This is a genomic window from Rhodococcus sp. P4_C10 (assembly GCF_056402135.1).
Genome location: NZ_JBFUHZ010000007.1, coordinates 73,208 through 96,891, shown reverse-complemented (window position 1 = coordinate 96,891; position 23,684 = coordinate 73,208). Strand labels below are relative to the sequence as shown.

Genomic DNA, 23,684 nt, shown 5'->3' with positions numbered 1-23,684 from the left:
CAGTCCCGCAGCCCATCGGGGCGAGTCACCTCTCGTCGCCAGGCGGCCTCGCACCGATGAGTTTCGCCCGCTCGAGACGTCTACCTCCCCTGAACGACAACCGGAGGCGGATCATGCGAATGATGCAGACACTGGCGAACGGTTTCGGCCAGCTGGAATCCCCACGCTGGCACGACGGCCGGCTGTGGTTCGCGGACTGGACGGCCGGGGTGATCCACGCGATCGACCCGGCGGGCCGGATCGAGGCCGTGGTCGAGCATCGGTCGTTGCCACTGTGCTTCGACTTCCTGCCCGACGGGGCACCGGTGCTCGCCTCGGGCCCCGAGCGGGCGCTGCTCCGCCTGTCCCCGGACCGGGCCCTCACGCGCTACGCGGACCTGTCGGCGCTGTCGCCGTACGGCAGCAACGACATCGTCGTCGACGGCCGGGGCAACACCTACGTCAACAACGTCAACTTCGACTTCGCCGCGGGGCCTCCCGCGGGTGAGTCCGCGCCGGGATTCGTGGCACTGGTCTCGACGGACGGGCGCGCCCGCGTGGCCGCCGACGACCTGGCCTTTCCGAACGGCATGGCGGTCACTGCCGACAACGCCACGCTCGTCGTCGCCGAGTCCTACCGTCACCGGCTGACCGCCTTCGACATCGCGGCCGACGCTTCGCTGACGAACCGCCGCGTGTGGGCCGACGTCGGCAACCACTCACCGGACGGCATCTGCCTCGACGGCGAGGGCGCCGCCTGGTACGCGGACGTCGGCGACCGGTGCTGCGTGCGGGTCGCGGAGGGCGGTCAGGTGCTCGACCGGGTGCAACTCGACCGGGGCGCGTTCGCCTGCGCGCTCGGCGGGGCGGACGGCGCCACCCTCTTCGTCGTCGCGGCGCGGTGGCCCGGGGCCGAGCGCTTCACGGACCACACGGCCTGGGACGGCACCGTCGTCAGCACCCCCGCGCCGGCGCCGGGGGCCGGGTGGCCGGGGGCCTGACTCGCGTCGGCGCCCGGCCTGTGTCACTGCGGCGGCGCCGACCAGGGATCGTCGTCGAGCAGCGCCCGCAGGGTGAGGTCCCAGCTGCGGGAACCGCGGGAGAGGAAGTCGTTGTGCCCCTCGCCCGGCACCTCCCAGAACGCCACCGTGTCCCCGGCCGCCGCCGCGGCGTCCCGGTACGCGCGGCTGGCGGCGGCGGGCACCTGGATGTCCTCCGCGCCGTGGATGCAGACCGCCGGGACGCCGATCGGGACCCGGTACACGGGCGAGGCGTCGCGATAGAGCTCCGGCGCGTCCTCGTACCGGGCGCCGAAGAACGCCGCCAGGGCGGCACCGGCGGTGCGACCGGCCGCCCGCGCGGCCAGGTCCATCGCACCCGCCTGCGTGACGACCCGCTCGGGGCGGATCGGGGAATCCCGTTGCCCGGCAACCCACAACGCCAGCTGCGCGCCCGCGGAGTGCCCGACGACCCGGACGTTGCCGAGGTCGAGCGGGATCGGCGACAGGCCGGGCAGCACGCCGCCGACCGCGGCCAGCGCGGCCTCGATGTCGGCACTGGTCTGCTCCCAGCCGCCACCGGCGCCGACCCGGCGGTACTCGACGTTCCACGACGCCACCCCGAGCCGGGACAGTTCGATCGCGAGGGCGGTCGCCAGGTTCAGGTGGAAGTCGGCGCTCCAGTAGCCGCCGTGCACGAGCATCACCACCGGCACCGGCTCGGCGACCGGGACGGAGGGCAGGTACAGGTGCCCGAACTGCTGCGGCTCGGGTCCGTAGTCGACGCGTTGGCGGGGCACCGCTAGTCCTGCAGGGGCCGCGCGGACCAGCGGTCGGTCAGCACGCCGAGCGCACCGAGCGCCACCGCGGCCGCCGTCGAGGTCCGCAGCACCGTCGGGCCCAGCCGCACCGCGACCGCGCCGGCCGCCGTCAGCGCCTCGACCTCCGAGCCGTCCAGGCCGCCCTCCGGGCCGACCACCAGCACCACTTCCGCCACGTCCGCCAGCTCCAGCCCGGCGAGCGCGGTGGTGGCCGACTCGTGCAGCACCCCCACCACCCCGCCGGACGCCGTGACGCGGCGCACCAGCTCGACCACGGCGGCGGTGCGGTGCAGCTCGGTGACCTCCGGAATGTGTGCGCGCCGTGACTGTTTCGCCGCGGCAACCGCCACCGCGCGCCAGCGGGCGACGCCCTTGTCCGCCTTCGGCCCCTCCCAGCGGGCCACGCAGCGCGCGGACTGCCACGGCACGATGGTGTCGACGCCGGCCTCGGTGGCCAGTTCGACGGCCAGCTCGGAGCGCTCGGCCTTCGGCAGCGCCTGCACCAGCGTCACCGTCGGCGTCGCGGGCGGCAGGCTGTCGCGTTCGCCGACCTCGAGGTCGAGCCGGTCCTTGCCGACCGCGACCACCACGGCCCGTGCGATGCCGCCGTGGCCGTCGGAGAGCACCAGGTGCTCACCGACCCGGATGCGGCGCACCGTGGCGGCGTGCCTGCCCTCCTTGCCGTCGAGCACCGCCGGCTGACCGGCAGCGGGCAGCGGGTCCAGGTAGAAGACGGTCGCGGCCATCGGTCAGACCCCGCCCTGTGCGGCCGGCATCCGTCGGTCAGCGGCCACTGAACGCGTCCCGCAGCCGGGAGAAGAGACCGCCGTTGTGCTGCGAACCGGTGGTCACGACCTCGGCGTGGTCCTTGTCGCGCAGGTCCTTGAACTCGCGCAACGCCGCGGCCTGCTTGCCGTCCAGGCGCGAGGGCACCACGACCTCGAGGTGGGCGTGCAGGTCGCCGCGCACGCCGGAGCGCAGCTTCGGCATGCCGTGCCCGCGCACCGACTCGACCGTGCCGGGCTGGGTGCCCGCGGGGATGTCGATCTCCGTCGGCCCGTCGAGGATGGTGTCGACGACGACCTTGGTGCCCAGCGCGGCGTCGGCCATCGGCACCCGGATGGTGCAGTGCAGGTCCTCGCCGTCGCGCACGAAGGTCTCGTGCGGCTGCTCGCTGATCTCGACGTACAGGTCGCCGGACGGTCCGCCGCCGGGACCGACCTCGCCCTGCGACGCCAGCCGGATCCGCATGCCGCTGCTCACGCCGACCGGGACCTTCACCGCGATGTCGCGGCGGGCCCGGACCCGGCCGTCGCCGCCGCACTTGTGGCAGGGGTCGGGGATGGTCTCGCCCGCGCCGCGGCAGGTGGGGCACGGCCGCGACGTCATCACCTGACCGAGGAACGAACGCTGCACCGACTGCACCTCGCCGGCGCCGGCGCAGGTCTCGCAGGTGACGGGCTTGGAGTCGCCGTTGGTGCCGGAGCCGGTGCAGCTGTCGCACAGGATCGCGGTGTCGACGGTGATGTGCTTGGTCACGCCCGTCGCGCATTCGTCGAGCGTCAGCTTGGTGCGCAGCAGCGAGTCCGCGCCGGGCTGGACGCGGCCGCGTGGGCCACGGGCGGCGCCGCCACCGCCGCCGAAGAACGCCTCGAACACGTCGCCGAGACCGCCGCCGAAGCCGGCACCACCGAAGCCGCCGGCACCCCCGCCGCCGCCCTGCGCGAGCGGGTCGCCGCCGAGGTCGACGATGCGCCGCTTCTCCGGGTCGGAGAGCACCTCGTAGGCGGTCGAGATGTCCTTGAACCGGGCCTGCGCGGACTCGTCGGGGTTGACGTCGGGATGCAGCTCCCGGGCCAGCTTGCGGTACGCCCGCTTGATCTCCTGGTCGGTCGCCTTGGATCCGACTCCCAGCAATCCGTAGTAGTCCCGTGCCACGTTCTCGTCTCTCACCCTCGTTGGTTGATCAGCATGAAGAAATATCGGTCAGTAAGCGGGCCCGACCGGGCCCGGAACGCGCGAAGTCCGCGCGTGGTTCAACGCTCGGCGAGCACCTCGCCGATGTACCTGGCAACCGCGGCCACCGAGGCGATTGTTCCCGGGTAGTCCATCCGGGTGGGGCCCAGCACACCCACGCCGCCGAAGCGGGTGCTCGCGGTGCCGTAGCCGGTGGTGATGACGGAGGTGCCGCGGATCTCCTCGACCTGCGTCTCCTCGCCGATCCGGACGGTCACGGTGCCGGCGTCGCCGGTCGCGGCCAGCAGCTTGAGCACGATCACCTGCTCCTCGAGCGCCTCGAGGACGGAGCGCATCGAGCCGGGGAAGCCGGTGAAGTCGGCGGCGTTGCGCGTCAGGTTCGCGGTGCCGCCGAGCACCAGCCGCTCCTCCGGGTGCTCGACGAGGGTCTCGATCAGCACGGTCGCCGACCGCACCACCGCGTTGCGCAGGTGGTCGGGGGCGTCGGCCGCCAGCTCCGAGACGGCGATGGACGCCGCCGCGAGCTTCTTGCCCTCCAGGGCGCCGCCGAGCAGGTCCCGCAGCCGGGCCAGGTTCTCGTCGTCGATGGTGTCGCCCAGTTCGACGATCCGCTGGTCCACCCGGCCGGAGTCGGTGATCAGCACCAGCAGCAGCCGGGCCGGGGTCAGCGCGACCACCTCGAGGTGCCGCACCGACGACGCCGACAGCGTCGGGTACTGCACGACGGCGACCTGGCGGGTCAGCTGCGCCAGCAGCCGGACGCCGCGCCGGAGCACGTCGTCCAGGTCGACGCCGGACTCGAGGAACTCGAGGATGGCCCGGCGCTCGGCCGGCGAGAGCGGCTTGACGTCGGCGATCCGGTCGACGAACTGCCGGTAGCCCTTGTCGGTGGGCACGCGGCCGGAGCTGGTGTGCGGCTGGGCGATGTAGCCCTCGGCCTCGAGCACCGCCATGTCGTTGCGGATGGTCGCGCTGGACACCCCGAGGTTGTGCCGCTCCACGAGTGCCTTCGAGCCGATCGGCTCCTGGGTGGCGACGTAGTCGGCGACGATCGCCCGCAGCACCTCGAATCGTCGGTCCTCGGTACTCGACACGCCGGCTCACCTCCGTTTCCCGGATCACACCGCCGGATTCCCGGCGACGACAGTCGTCCCTGTGTAGCAGGGGTGCGCACACCCCGCTGTCAGTAACCACTCTAGTAGCCGGTCACGACCGCCCCGTGGAGGCCTTACTGTGGGTGGCTGCGCGACACAGACAAGTGCCCGACGGCACACCACCGACTACCGCTACGGATGCATCGATGATTTTCAAGGGCGTGAGGGACGGCAAGCCATACCCCGAGCACGGGTTGTCGGTCCGTGACTGGTCGAAGATCCCACCGCGCCAGGTGCGCCTGGACGAGATCGTCACCACCACCAAGGTGCTCGAGCTGGACCGGCTGCTGTCCGAGGACTCCACCTTCTACGGCGACCTGTTCCCGCACGCGGTCCAGTGGGACGGCGTGATCTACCTCGAGGACGGCCTGCACCGGGCGGTCCGCTCGGCGCTGCGCAACCGCGTCGTGCTGCACGCCCGGGTCTTCGACTACGACGCGATCCGCTGACGCGACCGCAGGCCTTGTCCGCCGCCTCTCGACGCGAGGAGCCACCATCAGCATCGCCAGCGCAATCATGCTGCCGGAACGTGTGCTCACGCGCGGGTTCGGCGAACTCCGCGACCTGGAGCGTCAGTTCATGACGACCCTCGCCATGGCCCGCGGCGTCTTCGACGCGTTCGCCCGATCGTGGACCGGGCGCAGCAACTCGGTGCGCTCATCGATCGGCTCGGCCCCGCCCTCGACGACCTCTCCGAGTTGCTGGTGACCGCCCGGCAGATCGCCGAGAGCGCCGAGCGGATCGCGGTGAGCGCGCAGGGCATCGACGGCAGCGCCGCGATCGTCGCGCGCGACGCCGAGGTGCTGGCTCGCGACGCCGGGCGACTGGCCCGGTTCACCGACCGGATTCCCGGTTGCGGCAAGCGCCAGGCGTGACGCCCCGGCGTTGGTCGCGTCAGATCATCAGGGCGGCGAAACCGACACAGGCGACGGTGAACAAAGCCACGAGCGCGCACAGGACAACGGACCCGGTCACGATCAATGCGGGCGCGCAGGCCAAGATCCCGGAGCCGAGCGCGATGACCGGCGACGATCGGAGTCGGGAGGTCGACGGTTCGGCGGGGACGGGGGCCCGGTCGGCTGCTGGGCGGTTCATGTGATCTCCTGTCCCGGCCTACAGGCCGACGGTCTTTTCGAGGGCGCAGAGTTCGTCGTCGAGGTGACCGAGCAGCGGCTGCAGTAGCGGCACCGTTCGCCGGCAGCCGGTCAGCCCGAACGCGATCTCGTCATCGGTACTGGTGCAGGTGATGTTGAGGGCCTGTCCATCTACCGGGATCGACAGCGGATACAGCGCGGTCAGACGGGCGCCGTTCCAGTACAGAGGCTCAGCCGGCCCGGGAACGTTGGAGATCATCACGTTCGGCGGGCGGATCGGCCCGCCCATTCCGAACATGCCCAGTGCGAGCGGCGCGGCCCCGAGCGCACTCATCGCCAGGGCCTGCGCCGAGCTCATCGCCCGCAGTGCCTGTTTGCCCTCGCGCATGGAGGCCGTCACGGTCGCGAGGCGGTTCGCCGGGTCGGCGAGGTCGGTGGCGAGATTGCACATCAGCACCCCGATCTCGTTGCCTGCCTTGCCCTCCCGCTGCTCGCCACGCAGCGAGACCGGCACCATCGCGATCAGCGGGTCGGCGGGCAGCGCCTCGAGGTCGCCCAGGTAGCCGCGCAGCGCCCCTGAGCACATCGCGAGCACCACGTCGTTTATGGTCGCCTCGGCATGCTTGGCGACCAGCCGTAGCCGTTCGATCGGCCAGGAGCGCACCGCAAACCGTCGGGCCCCACCGATCGGCACGTTGAGCATCGACCCGGGCGCAGAGAGCGAGAGCGATCCGCCACGCCCGTGCAAGGCCCGGTCGACGGTGCCAACGAGCGCGGGCACGAGGCCTCCCAGCTCACCGAGCGCGCCGCGAGCGACACGCAGCGCGGTGGCAGGCACGCCGAGCGGTCCGGGACCGCCCGCCTGCTGGTCCGAGACGAGTCTCAGCGCGCTGCGCTCGCGCACCAGCGGCTCCCATGGCGCGGGCATCTCCCGCCGTGCCGGGTCCGTGCTGAGCCCACGGCGCAGCAGCTTCATCGCCGACACGCCGTCCGCGAGGGCGTGGTGGATCTTCGTGTAGACCGCGAAGCGGCCGTCAGCGAGGCCCTCGATGAGGTGCATCTCCCACAGCGGCCTGCTTCGGTCCAGCAACACGGCGTGCAGGCGGGAGACCAGCTCCAGCAGTTCGGTGATCCCGCCGGGGCGCGGCAGGGCATCGCGACGCACGTGGTACCCGAGGTCGACGTCGACATCCGTCTCCCAGCCCCACTGCCCCAGCGAGGTCACCGACCGACGGGCGCGTTTACGCAACAGCGGCGCGACATCGCCCCGACCCAAGGACGAATCGAGCAGTGCCCGCACATCGCACCCATCGGCGCGATCCGGCGGAGCGAACAGCGCGAGCCCCCCGACATGCATCGGATGGTCACGAGACTCGCCGAGCAGGAACATCGAATCGGTCGGCGCCATCGGCAGCAGCAAGGTTCGGCCTTTCCATGTGCCCGCACCCGGACGATCACGCGGGTCGTGGAGCCGAGGGGGGCGTGTTCTGGATTTTGTCCAGCGGCAACGATGGGACCAACGCTAGGTGCAGCAGCGGCTGAAGACTGTCCCCGAAGCGCGGGGGATGTCCCGATTGCGCAGGTACTTCGAGCGCGCAGGGTTTCGGGCCGGGCTACGTCGTGGTGAGGGTCTTCGACGGCGGTTGCCCGTACCGCTTTCGGTAGTCGATAGCGAAACGGCCGAGGTGCTGGAATCCCCAGCGGTAGGCCACATCGGTGACCGCGACGTCGGACGGGTCTGCCTGGATCAGGTCATCATGGGCCCGCTCGAGCCGCACATCGCGAAGATAGGCCAGTGGCGAGACCCCGACGTACCGCTGGAATCCGTCCTGCAGGGTGCGCACGCTGACACCCACCAGCCGCGCCAGCCCGCTGACGGTCCACGGCTCCTCGGGATGCGCGTGGATCGCATCGATGGCCCGGCTGATTGTGCGCGGGCGGGCCGCGTGTGCGGGCGAGTCGAGGAGCTCACGGCTGTCGTGAGTCGCCGTGAGCAGCAAACCGGTGGTCACGGCATCCACCAGCCGGCTCGAAACCAGCTCGTTGTAGAGCAGGCTGCTGTCGTCGTCGAGTTCCGCGGCGAGGGTTCGAACCAGCGCCAACCAGCTTGCGCCCGACTTGCGGGACAGATCGAGCACGGGGTCGAAGGTCACCGGTTTACCGACCGGCCGGCCGAGTAGCGCGCGAAGCTCGGACTCGAGGTAGGCGCGGTCGAACTTGATGCCGTACACGACGCAGTCCGCGCTCCATCGCGTGATCCTGGTGGAGCGATGCGGGAGGTAGATGGACGCACGCCCGTGGGTGACCACATCGGACTCTCCGCCAGCTTCCGACTGGATGCCGCCCGATATCGGAATGCTCACGTGGTAGGCACTTTCCAACTCGCCGAGGTCGATGCTCACGTCCGCTCCGTACGACAACCGCCCCACGGACACAGGACCGAGCTGCACAGTGCGTAGCGACATGTCGAGGTCGGAATCCGTGGTGAGCTGGGACAGCCGGTGGGGGTAGTACCTCCGACCGACGGCCGCGCGCGCTTCGTCGAGGGTTCGGGCGTGAAATGCCAACACCCGGCGCGTCGGTTCGGGCGCACCCGCTGCAGGCGATTTATCGTGCATCTTTCGCCTCCACACCCAGGCTACGCGCGGCCCGGCCGAAGCAGATCCCACAGGATCACCTGCCCACTTGTGCCGCTGACCCAAACCGCCCGTGGTTGTTGGCCGAATCGGCCAAGCGCGGCGGCTCCCGACGATCGGCCGACCGCCCGTGACCGTTCACTGCCCGGCGACCGGCGAGGTGGTCGGCTCGGTCCCCGACACCGAGCCCGACTCGGTCGACGACGTGGTCGACGAACTCCGCGCCCAGCAGCCCGCCTGGGAGGCCCTCGGACCCAAGGGCCGGGCGATGTGGCTCTTCGCCCTACGGGACTGGTTGCTGGACAACGAGATCCACCTGGCGGATGTGCTCCAGTCGGAGACCGGCAAGCCGCGGACCGAGGCCGGGCTCGAGGTGCCGGTGATCGCCGAGATCATCAACTTCTACGCCGCCCGCGCGCCGCGCGACCTGGCTGACGTGAAGCTCCCGAGCTCCGGTGCGTTCAGCGTCACCAAGTCGCAGCGCAAGACAACCGCCCGCATCCGGTGGTCGGGGTGATCACGCCGTGGAACTTCCCGCTGCTGATGCCCGCCATGGACGTGATCCCCGCGCTGCTCACCGGCGCCGCCGTAATCCTCAAGCCGTCCGAGGTGACCCCGCTGTCCGCGCTCGAACTGGCGCGCGGATGGCGCGAGATCGGCGCGCCGCCGGTGCTGGCCTGCGTCACCGGCCGCGGGGGCACCGGCGCGGCCGTCGTCGACGTCGTCGACATGGTGCAGTTCACCGGCTCCACCGTTCGGGTCGCCAACGACTCGGTCTACGGCCTGTCCGCGACCGTCTGGACCGGCAGCCGCTCCCGCGGGGACGCCATCGCTCGCCGCCTCGAGGCCGGGGCGGTGAACGTCAACGACATGTTCAGCAACCTCTTCTGCTTCGGCCTGCCGCACGGCGGATGGAAGAGCTCCGGGATCGGCGCGCGCTTCGGCGGCGCCTCGGGCCTGCACAAATACTGCCGGGTGCAGGCCGTCACCGCACCCCGGTTCCCCACCCTGACGAACGAACCGCTTTGGTACCCGTACACGCCCTCCCTGGGGCGGGTCGCGGCGCGCCTGCTGCGGGCGATCGTCGCCCGCGACGTTCGTCGCCGATTCTTCGGAAACCGTCGGTGACACTCGGAGGCCAGACCCGATCCCGTCTCCGGCGCAAGCCGATCGAGACGAAGTACGCGGAGATCGAGCGGCTGTACGGGTAGCGGCTCCGCCACCCGCAGTCCGTGCCGGTTGTGTTTAGCGGGTTGACCTGCGACGACGCCGATTTCCGAATTCGACTGCCGACCGGGCTGACTCGCCCTACCCAGACCGATCGGGGGTCGTCCGATGTGGGACACCCAGCCAGCACACTTCGAACGAAGGAACCTCATGTCTCGATCTCTGGCGCGCCGTGGCGCGTCCGTCCTCGTCACCGCGGCTCTGCTCGGCGGCGGCCTGGCCCTCGGTGGGGGCACCGCGTCGGCCGCGGAAGCCACCGGCAGCGCGAGCGGCATCCAGCGCTTGAGTCTCATCGATCTGCCGGCAGCCCTAGCGATAACGCTCGGGCAGGCGACAGGCTCCGTCGACATCGGTCCCAGCCCCTGCTCTGCGGTTGGCGGCTCCGGCATTCACTGTCCCAGCAACACGGAGCTTTTGCTCGACTTCTTGCTGGGAAGCGAGTCTTCCTGAGCTCCCCGTCAGTTCGAGGCCGCAGCCAGTCGGCCGCAACCCCCGCCCGCCCAGGATTCCCGGGCGGGCGGAGTTGCGTACTGAGGGTTCAGCTCAGGATGCCGCGGATGACGCCGTCGGCGAGCAGCCTGCCGCGGTCGGTGAGCACCAGGCAGCCGCCGCCGCGCACCAGCAGCCCGTCCTCGACCGCCTGCTCGGCGGCGGCGAGTTCGCCGGCGTCCAGGTCCGTCACCGGCAGCCCGGTGCGCAGCCGCAGCGCCAGCATCACCCGCTAGCCGAGGTTGTGCCGGCAGGCCGCGGTGTCACCGTCGACCGCGACGCCGCCGCCCGCCGCCCAGTCGTTCCGCAACCTGCGCAACCGTTACCGCCCACCGGTCGGGTAGTTGTCGATGGCCCGCTGCAGCCGGTCCACCGCCTCGCGCAGCTGGGTCAGCGCCGCATCGAGCTCGGCCCGGTCCGGAGCCGGCGGTGCGACCGGACCGACTGCGGTCGGCGGCTGGGGCGGGGGCGGACCCGGGCCGCCACCCGGCGCGGTGGCGACGTGCCCGGTGCCCGACCCGAACACCTGGTCCAGGGCCTCCGCGAGGGTCGGCGCGTACCCTACCCGGACGCCGCCGGTGGCTCCGGGCTCGCGGTAGCCGACCAGCAGCCGGGCCAACTGCGGGAACGTCGAGGTGTTCCCCGCCGTCGAAATCCGTTCCGTGAACAGAGGTTCCACGTACAGCACCCCACCGTCCGCGATCGGCAGCGTCAGCAGGTTGCCGTACTGGATCCGGTTGGACCGCTCGAGCAGCGTCCGCTCCGACGCCACCCGAGTGTCGGAGATCATCGAGTTCTGGATCTGCTGCGGCCCCTGGGTCAGCGTGTCCGTCGGCAGCCGCAGCACGGTGATCTTCCCGTAGTCCTCCGGGTCCGCGTGCGCGGAGATGTACGCGGACAGGAACTCCCGGTTGAACCCGACCATCGCGCTCGCCAGCCGGAACGACGGCTGCGCTGTCTCCTCGTCCCCGACGAGCACGTAGAACGGCATCTGGTAGGGGTTCGTCTCGACGGTCGGGTCACTCGGCACCGACCAGAAGGCATTGGTGGTGAAGAAGTCCCGCGGATCGTCGACGTGGTACTTGGCCAGCATCTCGCGCTGGATCTTGAACAGGTCCTCGGGATACCGGAAGTGCTCCCGCACGCCGGCCGGGATCGCCTCCTCCGGTTGGACGGTACCCGGGAATGCCCGCATCCACGTGGCCAGCACCGGATCCTGCCGGTCCACCTGATACAGCGTGACGGTGCCGTCGTAGGCGTCGACGGTGGCCTTCACCGAGTTCCGGAGGTAGGAGACCTCGCGGCCCCGCTGCCCCGGCAGGTCCCCGGCCACCAGCGCATCGAGCGAACTGCGCTGGGCGTACGGATAGCCGTCGACGGTGGTGTACGCGTCCACAATCCACACGATCCGCCCGTCAACCACGGCCGGGTACGGGTCGTGGTCGGTGGTCAGCCACGGCGCCACCCGGTGCACCCGGTCGGCCGGCGCCCGGTTGTAGAGGATCTTCGACTCCGGCCCGATCGCCTTCGAGAACAGAATGTTGCGTTCGGCATACTTCACCGCGAACGCCACGCGGTTGAACCAGTTTCCGATGTTCACCCCGCCCGACCCCGCGTAGGTGTACGTGGAGGTGTCGGTGTCGTACTCGCGCGGCCCCGAGCCCGTGGGCCCGCCGACGACGGCATAGTCGGGGTCGTCCTGCGCGATCACCTCGCCGAAGTAGATTCGCGGCTGCTCCACCGGGATCACCTGGTGCCCGGCGGCCTGGGTGGCGAGGTCGCTGACCGCGTACACCGGGTACCCACTGTTGCTGCTCGACGAGTCCCCCGCGGCGTCAAGCACGGCGGCGTTGACCTGGTTCGCGGGCGCGGCGACGAAGCCGTTGCCATGGGTGTAGACGGTGCGCCGGTTCACCCACTGAGTCTGGTTTCCGGTGAGGTGACGCGGGGTCAGCTCCCGCGCGGCGACGACGTAGTCGCGCAGCCGGCCGGCGACGACGTACCGGTCCAGGTCCAGCGTCGGCGGGAAGCTGTAGAAGTTCTTGAGCTGCTGTTGCTGGACGAAGGTGCGCGAGAGCACGTTCGGGTCCAGCAGTCGGGCGTTCGCGATGGTCGTCACGTCCGCGGGCACGTCGCGCGGAGCGGCGGACCCGATGCCCGGGTAGTCCCGGTACTCGACCTTGTCGAGACCGATCCCGTACGCCTGCCGGGTGGCGGCGATATTGCGCTCGATGTAGACCCGCTCCAGGTCGGCGGCGTTCGGCCGGACCACGAACTGCTCGACGCCCAACGGCAGCAGGGCCCCGACCAGGACCGAGCTGACCACCAGGAGAATCGCGGCCATCGCCGGGATCCGCAGGTCCCGCATCACCACCGCCGCAAAGAACGCCCCCGCGCAGATCACCGCGATGGCGACGAGGATCAGCCGGGCCGGCAACACCGCGTTGATGTCGGTGTAGCCGCCGCCGGTGAACGTCGGCTCCTTGCGTCCGCTCGACAGCAGCGCGTACCGATCCAGCCAGTACGCAACGGCCTTGAGCAGTATGAAGGTTCCCACCAGCACCGCGCACTGGATGCGGGCGGGGCGGCCGACGCGGCTGCCGTTGCCGGACAACCGAATCCCGCCGAGCACGTAGTGCGCGAGCAGCGCGGCCAGCAGCGCCAGGAAGACAGCGACGAACAGCCAGTTCAGCACGGACCGGTAGAACGGCAGGTCGAAGACGTAGAACCCGACGTCCAGCCCGAACTGCGGGTCGGTGACGCCGAATGCCCCGCCGTGCAGGAAGAGCCGCACCGCCATCCAGTTCGACTGCGCGATCAGCCCGCACAGCACGCCGACGGTCACCGGGACCCACAGGGCGAACACCCGCGGCCGGCGCGCGACGACGGCCCGGACCACCTCGATCGGGTCGTCCGGCTCGGCCCGGGGCACCATCAGCGGCCGAGTCCGGTACGCCGCCAGCACCGTCGCCACCAGTACGCCTGTGACGAGCACCGTCACCGCCACGAACAGCAGCAGTCGGGTGATCAGCACGGACGACCAGACCGAGCGGTACCCGACCTCCCCGAACCACAGCCAGTCGGTGTAGACGTCCACCAGCACGGGGACGACGAACAGCGCCGCCACCAGCACCACCGAGGTCAAGAGCAGCCAACGGCCGCGGCGCGAGAGCACCGGCCGCGACGGCGTACGTGGATCTTCCGCGGGTGCCATACCCACTTCCTGACCGCGTCCCCGCCCCACCGTCGATTCTACGGAGGGCCGCGGGTTCCCGCGGCCGGCCGCGTGCCGGTCAGCTCAGGATGTCGCGCACCACGGCGTCGGCGAGCAGCCGGCCGCGGTCGGTGAGCACCAGGTGGCCGTCGCCGCGCACCAGCAGCCCGTCCGCGACCGCCTGCTCGGCGGCGGCGAGTTCGCCGGCGTCCAGGTCCGTCACCGGCAGCCCGGTCCGCAGCCGCAGTGCCAGCATCACCCGCTCGGTGTGCCGGTCCTCGGCGGTGAGCACCTCGCTGCCGCCCACCGGCAGCCGGCCCGACGCCAGCTGGTCGGCGTAGCGCGCCGGGTGCTTGACGTTCCACCAGCGCACCCCGCCGACGTGGCTGTGCGCGCCCGGACCGGCGCCCCACCAGTCGCCGCCGTCCCAGTAGCCGAGGTTGTGCCGGCAGGCCGCGGTGTCACCGTCGACCGCGACGCCGCCGTCCGCCGCCCAGTTGGACACCTCGTACCAGCTCAGGCCGGCGCCGGCGAGCGTCGCGTCGATCCGCTCGTACCGGGACGCGAGGACGTCGTCGTCGGGCGCGGGCAGCTCGCCGCGGCGTACCCGGCGGGCCAGCGCGGTGCCGTCCTCGACGATCAGCGCGTACGCCGAGACGTGGTCGACCCCCGCGGAGAGCACCGCCGCCAGGGTCGCGTCCAGGTCCTCGTCGCGTTCGCCGGGTGTGCCGTAGATCATGTCCAGGTTGACGTGCTCGAAGCCCGCGGCCCGCGCCTCGAGCGCCGCGGCGGCCGCCCGCCCGGGGGTGTGGGTGCGGTCGAGCACCGCGAGCACGTGCGCGGCGGCGGACTGCATGCCCAGCGAGACCCGGGTGTACCCCGCGTCCCGGATCCGGCCGAAGAACTCGGGCGAGGTGGACTCCGGGTTCGACTCGGTGGTCACCTCGGCGCCCGGGGCCAGGCCGAAGCTGTCGCGGACCGCGCCGAGCACGTCGGCCAGTCCGTCGCCGCCGAGCAGCGACGGCGTGCCGCCGCCGACGAACACCGTCTGCGCGGCCGGGACGGCGCCGCCTGCGGAGCCGAGCATCCTTGCCCCCGCGTCGAGTTCGCGCCGCAGGCCCTCGAGCCAGGACTGCGGCGACGCCGAGGTGCCGAGCTCACCGGCGGTGTAGGTGTTGAAGTCGCAGTACCCGCAGCGGGTCGCGCAGAACGGGACGTGCACGTAGATGCCGAAGGGCCGCGTCCCCACCCCCGCCAGCGCGTCGGCCGACAGCACGAAGTCCGGTTGCCCGTCAGCCCCGCCCACACCGGCCGCCGGTGCTGTCGTCGGTCCACTGATGTCGCTGGTCGTGCCGCGGGCTGTACTCACCCCTCCAGTGTCCCATCGCCGCGGACCCGCCCCCGCCGAACTCCCGGGTCCCGACCGCCTCCACCCCGGCCAGACCGGTTCCGCGCCGATGTGTCACGGATCACACCGGCCCCTGCCTGCGCATTTCCCCCAGTTTCGGGGGAAATACCGCCAGGGGGTCGGCTTTGCGGAGCTGATCTGGCACGATAGCGACTGTGACCGGACTTGGGATTGCGCTCGTGGCTCGACGCCACGTCGATCTCAAGCGTGTCTGTAGCTGTCTGCCCTTCTCTGCGTAGACGCATTCCGCCAGCCCCCTTGTTGTCCCGGCCGGTCTCGGATGTGGCACGGGGACAGCCCTCCTTGTGACTGCATGCCCTCTTCAGGACCGGCGCCCTAGATCTTGGAGCGCCCGATGTCGCAGACAGTCGACACTTCACCTCCCGCGCGCCCAGCGCGCGCCGCCCGCCCCGTCAAGACCCGTGCCGAGGGCCAGTGGGCCCTCGGCTACCGCGAGCCCCTGAACGCCAACGAGCAGGCCAAGAAGGACGACAACCCGCTCAACGTTCGCGCCCGCATCGAGAACATCTACTCGAAGCAGGGCTTCGACAGCATCGACAAGTCCGACCTGCGTGGCCGGATGCGCTGGTGGGGCCTCTACACCCAGCGCGAGCAGGGCTACGACGGCACCTTCACCGGCGACGAGAACATCGACCTGCTCGAGGCCCGGTACTTCATGATGCGGGTGCGCTGCGACGCCGGTGCCCTGAACGTCGAGCAGCTGCGCACCCTCGGCGGCATCTCCACCGAGTTCGGTCGCGACACCGCCGACCTCTCCGACCGCGAGAACGTCCAGTACCACTGGATCGAGATCGAGAACGTCCCGGAGATCTGGAAGCGCCTCGAGTCCGTCGGCCTGCACACCACCGAGGCCTGCGGCGACTGCCCGCGCGTGGTGCTCGGCTCCCCGCTGGCCGGCGAATCCCTCGACGAGGTTCTCGACGCGACCCCGGCGATCGACGAGATCGTGCGCCGCTACATCGGCAAGCCCGAGTACTCGAACCTGCCGCGCAAGTTCAAGACCGCCATCTCCGGCCAGCAGGACGTGGTGCACGAGATCAACGACGTCGCCTTCGTCGGCGTCAACCACCCCGAGCACGGCCCCGGCCTGGACCTGTGGGTCGGCGGCGGGCTGTCCACCAACCCGATGCTCGCGCAGCGCGTCGGCGCCTGGGTGCCGCTCGACGAGGTGCCGGACGTGTGGGAGGCCGTGGTCTCGATCTTCCGCGACTACGGCTACCGCCGGCTGCGTTCCAAGGCGCGGCTGAAGTTCCTGATCAAGGACTGGGGCATCGAGAAGTTCCGCGAGGTGCTCGAGACCGAGTACCTGAAGCGGAAGCTGATCGACGGCCCGGCACCGGCGAAGCCGGAGCGGCCGATCGACCACATCGGCGTGCAGAAGCTGCGCAACGGGCTCAACGCGATCGGCTTCTCCCCCATCGCGGGCCGGGTGTCGGGCACCGTCCTGACCAAGGTGGCCGAGGCGGTGGCCGCCGTCGGCTCCGACCGCGTCCGCTTCACCCCGTACCAGAAGCTGATCGTGCTCGACGTGCCGGACGACAAGGTCGAATGGCTGATCGAGGAGCTCAAGCCGCTCGGCCTGCACGGGCGTCCGTCGCACTGGCGGCGAAACCTGTTGGCGTGCAGCGGCATCGAGTTCTGCAAGCTGTCCTTCACCGAGACCCGAAAGCGCTCCCAGGTGCTCGCACCGGAACTCGAGGAGCGCCTGGCGGACGTCAACGCCAACCTGGACGTGCCGATCACGGTGAACATCAACGGCTGCCCCAACTCCTGCGGCCGGTCCCAGATCGCCGACATCGGCTTCAAGGGCATGCTCGTCGACGACGGCGCGGGCAACCAGATCGAGGGCTTCCAGGTGCACCTGGGCGGCAGCCTCGGCCTCGACGCCGGTTTCGGCCGCAAGCTGCGCCAGCACAAGGTGACCAGCGAGGAGCTGGGCGACTACATCGAGCGCGTGGTGCGTCAGTTCGTCAAGCACCGCAACGAGGGCGAGCGCTTCGCCGAGTGGACAGTCCGAGCAGACGAGGAGGACCTGCGATGAGCATCGACCTTTCCAGCGCAACCGAGGACGACCTGAGGGAGCTCGCCTCGCAGGGGGCGGCGAGCCTCGACGGGGCGTCCGCGCTCGAGCTGCTGCAGTGGACCGAGGACACCTTCGGCAACGACTTCATCGTCGCGTCGAACATGCAGGACGGCGTGCTGGTGCACCTGGCGACCCAGGTGCACCCCGGCGTGGACGTGCTCTTCCTCGACACCGGCTACCACTTCGCGGAGACCATCGGCACCCGGGACGCCGTCGAGGCGGTGTACGGACCGCGGATCGTCAACGCCGCGGCCGAGGCCAGCGTCGCCGAGCAGGACGCGGCCGAGGGCAAGGACCTCTTCGCCCGGGACGCCGCCCGCTGCTGCGCGCTGCGCAAGGTGGCGCCGCTCAAGGCCACCCTGCAGAACTACCGCGCCTGGGTCACCGGGATCCGGCGGGTGGAGGCCCCCACCCGGGCCAACGCGCCGCTGATCTCGTTCGACGACGCCTTCGGACTGGTGAAGATCAACCCGATCGCCGCCTGGTCCGACGACGACATGCAGGCCTACATCGACAAGCACTCGATTCTGGTGAATCCGCTTGTCGACGAGGGCTATCCGTCCATCGGGTGCGCACCCTGCACCGCCAAGCCAGCACCCGGCTCCGATCCGCGCAGCGGACGGTGGGCCGGCCAGTCCAAGACAGAATGCGGGTTGCACGCCTCATGACTGCTGAATTGACCGACATCCGACCGCTTCTCGACGGCGCCTCCTTCGACACACTGGACGCGCTCGAGTCCGAGGCCATCCACATCTTCCGGGAGGTGGCCGGCGAGTTCGAGCGCCCGGTGATCCTCTTCTCCGGCGGCAAGGACTCCACGGTGCTGCTGCACCTGGCGATCAAGGCCTTCTGGCCCGCGCCGGTGCCGTTCGCGCTGCTGCACGTCGACACCGGGCACAACCTGCAGGAGGTGCTGGACTTCCGCGACCACGTCGTCGCCAAGTACAACCTGCGCCTGCACGTGGCCAAGGTGGAGGACTACCTCGCCGACGGCCGGCTCACCGAGCGGCCGGACGGCATCCGGAACCCGCTGCAGACCGTGCCGCTGCTCGACGCGATCGCCGAGAACCGCTTCGACGCGGTCTTCGGCGGTGCCCGACGCGACGAGGAGCGGGCCCGCGCGAAGGAGCGGATCTTCTCGCTGCGCAACTCCTTCGGGCAGTGGGACCCGAAGAAGCAGCGTCCGGAGCTGTGGAACCTGTACAACGGGCGGCACTCCCCCGGCGAGCAGGTCCGGGTGTTCCCGCTGAGCAACTTCACCGAGCTCGACATCTGGCGGTACATCGCCCGCGACAACGTCGAGCTCGCCAGCATCTACTACGCCCACCAGCGCCCGGTCTACCAGCGCGACGGCATGTGGATGACCCCCGGAGTGTGGGGCGGACCCGCCGAGAACGAAGAGCTGCAGACGCTCTCGGTGCGCTACCGCACCGTCGGCGACGGCTCGACCACCGGCGCGGTGCTGTCCGAGGCCGCCGACAACGAGGCGATCCTCGCCGAGGTCGCCGCGTCCCGACTGACCGAACGCGGCGCCACCCGAGGCGACGACCGAGTTTCCGAAGCGGCCATGGAAGACCGCAAGCGAGAGGGCTACTTCTGATGAGCGACCTGTTGAGGCTCGCTACCGCGGGCAGCGTCGACGACGGCAAGTCCACCCTGGTGGGCCGGCTGTTGTACGACACCAAATCCGTGCTCGCCGACCAGATCGACGCCGTCACCCGGGCCTCGGTGGACCGCGGCCTGGATACCCCGGACCTGTCGCTGCTGGTCGACGGCCTGCGTGCCGAGCGTGAGCAGGGCATCACCATCGACGTGGCGTACCGCTACTTCGCGACGCCCAACCGCACGTTCGTCCTCGCCGACACCCCGGGCCACGTGCAGTACACCCGCAACACGGTCTCCGGCGCGTCCACCGCGCAGCTGGTGATCCTGCTGGTGGACGCGCGCAAGGGCGTCATCTCGCAGACCCGCAAGCACGCGGCGGTGCTCGCCCTGCTGGGCGTCCCGCGACTGGTGCTGGCGGTCAACAAGATCGACCTCGTCGAGGATCCGGCCCAGGTGTTCGCGGACATCTGCGCCGAGTTCACGTCGCTGACCTCGTCGCTGGGCTGGGCGGCCGAGGACGTCGTGGAGATCCCGGTCTCGGCGCTGCACGGCGACAACGTCGCGGTGCGCTCGGAGAACACCCCGTACTACGACGGCCCCACCCTGATCGAGCACCTCGAGTCGATCCCGGTGGACGCCGAACCGCACCGGGTGGGCCTGCGCTTCCCCGTGCAGTACGTGATCCGGCCGCGCACCGCCGAGTTCCCCGACTACCGCGGCTACGCCGGTCAGGTCGCCGCCGGGTCGGTCACACCGGGCGACGACGTCGTGGTGCTGCCCTCGGGCATCCGCACCACGGTGACCCGCATCGACACCGCCGACGGCGAGCTCGACTCCGCGCACGCCGGCCGCAGCGTCACGCTGATCCTCGCCGACGACGTCGACATCTCGCGCGGCGACACCATCGCCTCCCCGCAGGACGCGCCGGAGCCGATCGGCGAGTTCGACGCCACCGTGTGCTGGCTCGCGGAGAAGCCGCTGCGCCCCGGCGCCCGGCTGCTGCTCAAGCACGGCACCCGCACCACGCAGGCGATCGTGGGCTCCATCGTGGAGCGGTTCGACGAGCAGGACCTCACCACCGAGGCGAACCCGGACACGCTCGCGCTCAACGAGATCGGCAAGATCTCGGTGCGCGTCGCGGAGCCGATCGTGGCGGACGACTACCGCCTCAACCGGCACACCGGCAGCTTCCTGCTGATCGACCCCGCGGGCGGCAACACGCTGGCCGCGGGCCTGGTCGGCGACGCCATCGCGGCCATCGAGCTCGGCGAGCGCGTCTAGCGATGTCCTCGACGCCGGCCGTCCCGCTGATCGCTGTCGCCCACGGCAGCCGCGACCCCCGCTCCGCGCGGGCGGTCGCGGCCGCCGTGGCGGCGATCCGCGCCCGGCGACCGGACCTGGACGTGCGGCTGTGTTTCCTGGACCTGTCCGCGCCGTCGGTGGACCAGACGATCGACACCGTGGCGGTGCAGGGGCACTCGGCCGCCGTGGTGGTTCCCCTGCTGCTCGGCCGGGCGTTCCACGCCCGGGTGGACCTGCCGGGCCTGCTCGCCGCCGCCGCCTTGCGGCACCCGGGCCTGGACCTGGTGCAGGCCGAGGTGCTCGGCGACGACGACCGCCTGGTCGAGGCGGTCCGCGACCGGGCGGTGGCCGCGGGGGCCACGCTCGGTGACCCCGAGGTCGGCGTGGTCCTGGCGGCGGTCGGCTCGTCGTCCGAGACGGCCAACGCGCGGACCGCAGCGATCGGCCCCCGGCTGCTGGCCGGCACCGGGTGGTCCGGCGTGGCGACCTGCTTCGCCACCGCCGGACCCGCACTGCCGGAGGCGGTCTCGCGCCTGCAGTCACGGGGCGCCGGCAAGATCGTGATCGCGCCCTGGTTCCTGGCGCCCGGCCTGCTCACCGACCGCATCGACGCGACCGCCGACGTGCACGCCCCGGACGCGTTGCGCGCCGACGTGATCGGTGCGCATCCGCTGCTGGCCGAGGTGGCCCTGGACCGCTACCGCGCCGGCGCCGCGGACCTGTTCACCGCGGTCCGCACCGAACTCTCCGCCTGACCCGACGCTCCGCCTGACCCGCCAGGGGCTCAGAGCAGTTCGGCCCGCAACTGCGCCGCCGACTTCGGCGAGAGCAGTCCGGGCGCCACGTCGTAGACGGTCTGCGCACCGATCTGCCCGGCGGCGTTCATCCGGTGCACCGCGCGCGCGTAGGCGGTGAGGACGCTGGCCGTGAACTCGGGGTTGCTGCCCAGGTTGAGGCTGTACTCGACGACCTGCCGGTTGCCCCCTCCGGTGTCGCCGCTGCGGATCACGAACCCGCCGTGCGGCATCCCCGCATGGTCGCGCGCCAGGACGTCGGCGTCGACGAAGTGCACGGCGGTGTCGTACTCGTCGAAGTAGTCGGGCATCGTCACGATCGACTTGCGCACCACGTCGGCGTCGGCGCCCTCCGCGAGCACCACGAAGCACTCGCGGACGTGCTTCTGCCGGGTGCTCAACGTCGGCCGGGTGCCGCTGCGCACCTCGGCGATGGCGTCCGCGGACGGCAGCGTGTACTGCACGGCGGCCGCGACGCCCGGCACCCGGCGCACCGCGTCGGAATGCCCCTGGCTGACTCCGCGGCCCCAGAACGTGTAGGTCTCGCCCACCGGCAGGATGGCCTCGCCGTAGACCCGGTTGATCGAGAACAGGCCCGGGTCCCAGCCGGTGGAGATCAGTGCCGTCCGGCCGGCGGCGCGGGCGGGGGCGTCCACCGCGGCGTGGTACTCGGGAATGCGGGCATGGGTGTCGAAGCTGTCGACCGTGTTGAACCGGGCGGCCAGTTCCGGGCCCTGCTCCGGCAGGTCCGACTTCGAGCCGCCGCACAGGATCAGCACGTCGACCTCGTCCTCCTGCCCGGCCAGCGCGTCCCAGCCGAACACCCGGGTGCCCGGCAGCTGCGGCGTCACGGTCGCCGGGTCACGCCGGGTGAACACCCCCACGAGGGTCATGTCCGGGTTGGCCGCGACCGCGGACTCGACTCCTCGACCGAGGTTTCCGTAACCCGCGATGCCGATCCGGATCTGTGCGCTCACTGCTCGTGCCTCCTGACGGCAGACGGCCGTCGTCTGTCCGCCGACCCACGCTACCGAGCGGGTCGGCGACCACACCGCCCACCTCACAGCGCCGAGCGGGACACTGTGAGGTATGGCCGTCGCGGTGAGCAGCCCGGGCCCCCGATTGCCTCTGGCGTACGCCGTCGAACTGGCAGAGACTGGAGTCGAGGCAAAAGGAGACTCCACGATGACCACAGCACCGATCCGACACGGAATCGTGGCAGGCATCGACGGATCGGACAGCGCAATGGACGCCGCACGATGGGCCGCGGGAGCCGCCCAACGGTTCGACGAGCCGCTCCATCTGGCCCATCTGCTGCCCAAGACGCCGAAATCTGCCGCCGGCACGTCCACCGAACCCGAGGAGAAGCTGGACGACCAGCTGCTGGCCGAGGGCGACGAACTGCTCGACGCGGCCGAGAAGGCGGTCCGCGAGGCCAACCCCGACGTCGTCGTCGAGCGCAGCGTCAAGCACGGACCACCGGCCCGCGGGCTGGTGGACCTGTCCCGGACCGCGCGGATGCTGGTGCTCGGCCGGGCCGGGACCAGCGAGATGCAGTCGGTCTTCCTCGGCTCGGACGTCATCCGCGTGGCGAACAACGCCAAGTGCCCCGTGGCCGTCTGGCGCGGGACCCATGCCCCCGACGACACCGCCTCGCGTCCCGTCGTGGTGGGGGTGGACGGCAGCAAGCTCAGCGACCTGGCGGTGGCCCACGCCTTCGAGTTCGCGGCCTTCTTCGAGGTCCCGCTGATCGCCGTGCACTGCTGGCGGGAGGTCGCCGGCTTCGGCGGCTACTCCGAGGCCAGGCGGTTCTCCGATCTCGAGGTCCACGAGCAGCGCAGCGACGCCCGCCTGGCCGAGCGCCTGGCGGGGTGGGGCGAGCGGTACCCCGACGTGAAGGTCACCCGCAGCGTGGAGCGGGTCGGCCCGAACGTCGCGCTGCTCGAGCACACGGAGGAGGCCCAGCTGGTGGTCGTGGGCAGTCACGGACGCAACCCGTTCGTCGCCTCGCTGATCGGCTCGACCAGCCAGAGCCTGATCCATCACGCGTTGTGCCCGGTGCTGGTCTGCCGCGAGGGGTGAGGGCGCCGGTGTGACGTCCGACATGCTTCCTTTACCTCAACCCGAGTTGAGGTCCTAGCGTTGGTGGCGCGAGATCGACACGGCAACGGACGCCTCGTCCGCACCGTCTGATCACCCCTCGCCGGCCCCCTCGAAAGGATCCCCATGTCGAACTACGTGCTGCCCGAACTCGACTACGACTACTCGGCGCTCGAGCCCCACATCTCCGGCGAGATCATGGAGCTGCACCACGGCAAGCACCACGCCGCCTACGTCGCCGGCGCCAACACCGCACTCGAGCAGCTCGCCGAGGCCCGCGAGGACGGCACCATCGCCACGAAGGCGCCGCTGCTGAGCAAGAACCTCGCCTTCCACCTCGGCGGCCACACCAACCACTCGATCTTCTGGAAGAACCTCTCGCCGAACGGCGGTGACCGGCCGACCGGCGAACTGGCCGCCGCGATCGACTCCGACTTCGGTTCGTTCGACAAGTTCGTCGCCCACTTCACCGCGGTCGCCAACACCCTGCAGGGCTCCGGCTGGGCGGTGCTGGCGTGGGACGCGATCGGCCGGCGACTGGTCGTCGAGCAGCTCACCGACCAGCAGGGCAACATCAGCATCGGGATCACCCCCGTGCTCATGCTCGACATGTGGGAGCACGCCTTCTACCTGCAGTACCGCAACGTCAAGGCCGACTACGTCAAGGCCTACTGGAACGTCGTGAACTGGGCCGACGTGGCCGAGCGCTTCGCGGCCGCCACCGCCTAGGCACTGCGTGCCTGTGCGCCTTTCTGGTGGCTGGAGCGACCAGAAAGGCGCAC

General features: G+C 71.0%; 22 protein-coding genes and 2 pseudogenes. 13 read left to right on the top strand and 11 right to left on the bottom strand.

The window, feature by feature from the left end; translation table 11 throughout:
* Window positions 1-119 precede the first annotated feature (119 nt).
* Window positions 120-980: an SMP-30/gluconolactonase/LRE family protein gene (locus AC1DWC_RS06150; RefSeq protein WP_477906619.1), complete on the top strand. Its 861-nt coding sequence runs from the start codon at window positions 120-122 to the stop codon at window positions 978-980.
* 23 nt (window positions 981-1,003) lie between these two features.
* On the opposite strand, the gene AC1DWC_RS06145 is transcribed toward AC1DWC_RS06150, so the two are convergent.
* From AC1DWC_RS06145 to hrcA, 4 genes are all read right to left on the bottom strand, one after another.
* Window positions 1,004-1,777, bottom strand: a complete 774-nt coding sequence (locus AC1DWC_RS06145) for an alpha/beta hydrolase family protein (protein ID WP_477906618.1) — start codon at window positions 1,775-1,777, stop codon at window positions 1,004-1,006.
* Window positions 1,778-1,779: 2 nt separating this feature from the next.
* Window positions 1,780-2,544, bottom strand: a complete 765-nt coding sequence (locus tag AC1DWC_RS06140) for a 16S rRNA (uracil(1498)-N(3))-methyltransferase (protein ID WP_477906617.1) — start codon at window positions 2,542-2,544, stop codon at window positions 1,780-1,782.
* Window positions 2,545-2,581: 37 nt separating this feature from the next.
* Window positions 2,582-3,736 carry a molecular chaperone DnaJ gene (dnaJ, locus tag AC1DWC_RS06135; RefSeq protein ID WP_072845899.1) on the bottom strand — a complete coding sequence of 385 codons (1,155 nt, stop codon included), beginning with the start codon at window positions 3,734-3,736 and terminating at the stop codon, window positions 2,582-2,584.
* Window positions 3,737-3,834: 98 nt separating this feature from the next.
* Window positions 3,835-4,869, bottom strand: coding sequence for a heat-inducible transcriptional repressor HrcA (hrcA, locus tag AC1DWC_RS06130; RefSeq protein WP_072845873.1), 1,035 nt, complete (start codon window positions 4,867-4,869; stop codon window positions 3,835-3,837).
* A 206-nt stretch (window positions 4,870-5,075) separates the two neighbouring features.
* On the opposite strand from hrcA, the gene AC1DWC_RS06125 reads away from it, so the two are divergent.
* Together AC1DWC_RS06125 and AC1DWC_RS06120 are read left to right on the top strand one after the other, a co-directional pair.
* On the top strand, window positions 5,076-5,378 hold the full coding sequence (locus AC1DWC_RS06125; RefSeq protein ID WP_477840374.1) for a type II toxin-antitoxin system VapB family antitoxin: 303 nt from the start codon (window positions 5,076-5,078) through the stop codon (window positions 5,376-5,378).
* A gap of 180 nt (window positions 5,379-5,558) precedes the next feature.
* Complete coding sequence (locus tag AC1DWC_RS06120; RefSeq protein ID WP_477906616.1) at window positions 5,559-5,804, top strand: hypothetical protein; 246 nt, start codon at window positions 5,559-5,561, stop codon at window positions 5,802-5,804.
* A 19-nt stretch (window positions 5,805-5,823) separates the two neighbouring features.
* Here the strand turns inward: AC1DWC_RS06120 and AC1DWC_RS06115 are convergent, their stop codons facing one another.
* The 3 genes from AC1DWC_RS06115 to AC1DWC_RS06105 form a co-directional block, all read right to left on the bottom strand.
* The gene (locus tag AC1DWC_RS06115; protein ID WP_477906615.1) at window positions 5,824-6,024 is read right to left on the bottom strand and encodes a hypothetical protein; all 201 of its coding nucleotides are present in this window, start codon (window positions 6,022-6,024) and stop codon (window positions 5,824-5,826) included.
* Window positions 6,025-6,042: 18 nt separating this feature from the next.
* Window positions 6,043-7,443: a WS/DGAT/MGAT family O-acyltransferase gene (locus AC1DWC_RS06110; RefSeq protein WP_477906614.1), complete on the bottom strand. Its 1,401-nt coding sequence runs from the start codon at window positions 7,441-7,443 to the stop codon at window positions 6,043-6,045.
* A gap of 193 nt (window positions 7,444-7,636) precedes the next feature.
* Window positions 7,637-8,641 carry an AraC family transcriptional regulator gene (locus AC1DWC_RS06105; protein ID WP_477840381.1) on the bottom strand — a complete coding sequence of 335 codons (1,005 nt, stop codon included), beginning with the start codon at window positions 8,639-8,641 and terminating at the stop codon, window positions 7,637-7,639.
* A 106-nt stretch (window positions 8,642-8,747) separates the two neighbouring features.
* On the opposite strand from AC1DWC_RS06105, the pseudogene AC1DWC_RS06100 reads away from it, so the two are divergent.
* A pseudogene (locus AC1DWC_RS06100) lies at window positions 8,748-9,787 on the top strand (aldehyde dehydrogenase family protein).
* Between the two features lie 249 nt (window positions 9,788-10,036).
* The gene (locus tag AC1DWC_RS06095) at window positions 10,037-10,336 is read left to right on the top strand and encodes a hypothetical protein (RefSeq protein WP_477906613.1); all 300 of its coding nucleotides are present in this window, start codon (window positions 10,037-10,039) and stop codon (window positions 10,334-10,336) included.
* A gap of 88 nt (window positions 10,337-10,424) precedes the next feature.
* On the opposite strand, the pseudogene AC1DWC_RS06090 reads toward AC1DWC_RS06095, so the two are convergent.
* The 3 genes and pseudogenes from AC1DWC_RS06090 to hemW all read right to left on the bottom strand — a co-directional run.
* Window positions 10,425-10,607: pseudogene (locus AC1DWC_RS06090) on the bottom strand (radical SAM family heme chaperone HemW); the annotation flags it as partial.
* A 90-nt stretch (window positions 10,608-10,697) separates the two neighbouring features.
* Window positions 10,698-13,589: a UPF0182 family protein gene (locus AC1DWC_RS06085; protein WP_477906612.1), complete on the bottom strand. Its 2,892-nt coding sequence runs from the start codon at window positions 13,587-13,589 to the stop codon at window positions 10,698-10,700.
* A gap of 79 nt (window positions 13,590-13,668) precedes the next feature.
* Complete coding sequence (gene hemW / locus AC1DWC_RS06080) at window positions 13,669-14,895, bottom strand: radical SAM family heme chaperone HemW (protein WP_477906678.1); 1,227 nt, start codon at window positions 14,893-14,895, stop codon at window positions 13,669-13,671.
* Window positions 14,896-15,152: 257 nt separating this feature from the next.
* Between hemW and AC1DWC_RS06075 the strand changes: the two genes are divergently transcribed.
* The 6 genes from AC1DWC_RS06075 to AC1DWC_RS06050 all read left to right on the top strand — a co-directional run bounded on the left by AC1DWC_RS06075 (window position 15,153) and on the right by AC1DWC_RS06050 (window position 20,763).
* Entirely contained in the window at window positions 15,153-15,236 is an 84-nt protein-coding gene (locus AC1DWC_RS06075) for an Ms4527A family Cys-rich leader peptide (protein ID WP_477840391.1), read from the top strand.
* 116 nt (window positions 15,237-15,352) lie between these two features.
* Window positions 15,353-17,059: a nitrite/sulfite reductase gene (locus AC1DWC_RS06070; RefSeq protein WP_477906611.1), complete on the top strand. Its 1,707-nt coding sequence runs from the start codon at window positions 15,353-15,355 to the stop codon at window positions 17,057-17,059.
* A complete protein-coding gene (locus AC1DWC_RS06065; RefSeq protein WP_477906610.1) occupies window positions 17,056-17,769 on the top strand; it encodes a phosphoadenylyl-sulfate reductase in 714 nt (237 codons plus the stop codon). The genes AC1DWC_RS06070 and AC1DWC_RS06065 overlap by 4 nt, the downstream gene beginning before the upstream one ends.
* Window positions 17,766-18,701 carry a sulfate adenylyltransferase subunit CysD gene (cysD, locus tag AC1DWC_RS06060; RefSeq protein ID WP_072845879.1) on the top strand — a complete coding sequence of 312 codons (936 nt, stop codon included), beginning with the start codon at window positions 17,766-17,768 and terminating at the stop codon, window positions 18,699-18,701. Before AC1DWC_RS06065 ends, cysD begins: the two co-directional genes overlap by 4 nt.
* The gene (locus AC1DWC_RS06055) at window positions 18,701-19,987 is read left to right on the top strand and encodes a sulfate adenylyltransferase subunit 1 (protein ID WP_477839652.1); all 1,287 of its coding nucleotides are present in this window, start codon (window positions 18,701-18,703) and stop codon (window positions 19,985-19,987) included. Before cysD ends, AC1DWC_RS06055 begins: the two co-directional genes overlap by 1 nt.
* Window positions 19,988-19,989: 2 nt before the next feature.
* Complete coding sequence (locus AC1DWC_RS06050) at window positions 19,990-20,763, top strand: sirohydrochlorin chelatase (protein ID WP_477906609.1); 774 nt, start codon at window positions 19,990-19,992, stop codon at window positions 20,761-20,763.
* A 29-nt stretch (window positions 20,764-20,792) separates the two neighbouring features.
* Here the strand turns inward: AC1DWC_RS06050 and AC1DWC_RS06045 are convergent, their stop codons facing one another.
* Window positions 20,793-21,779, bottom strand: coding sequence for a diaminopimelate dehydrogenase (locus AC1DWC_RS06045; protein WP_477906608.1), 987 nt, complete (start codon window positions 21,777-21,779; stop codon window positions 20,793-20,795).
* Between the two features lie 208 nt (window positions 21,780-21,987).
* On the opposite strand from AC1DWC_RS06045, the gene AC1DWC_RS06040 reads away from it, so the two are divergent.
* Window positions 21,988-22,884, top strand: a complete 897-nt coding sequence (locus AC1DWC_RS06040) for a universal stress protein (protein ID WP_477906607.1) — start codon at window positions 21,988-21,990, stop codon at window positions 22,882-22,884.
* A gap of 144 nt (window positions 22,885-23,028) precedes the next feature.
* Complete coding sequence (locus tag AC1DWC_RS06035; RefSeq protein WP_477839659.1) at window positions 23,029-23,631, top strand: superoxide dismutase; 603 nt, start codon at window positions 23,029-23,031, stop codon at window positions 23,629-23,631.
* Window positions 23,632-23,684: the final 53 nt, after the last annotated feature.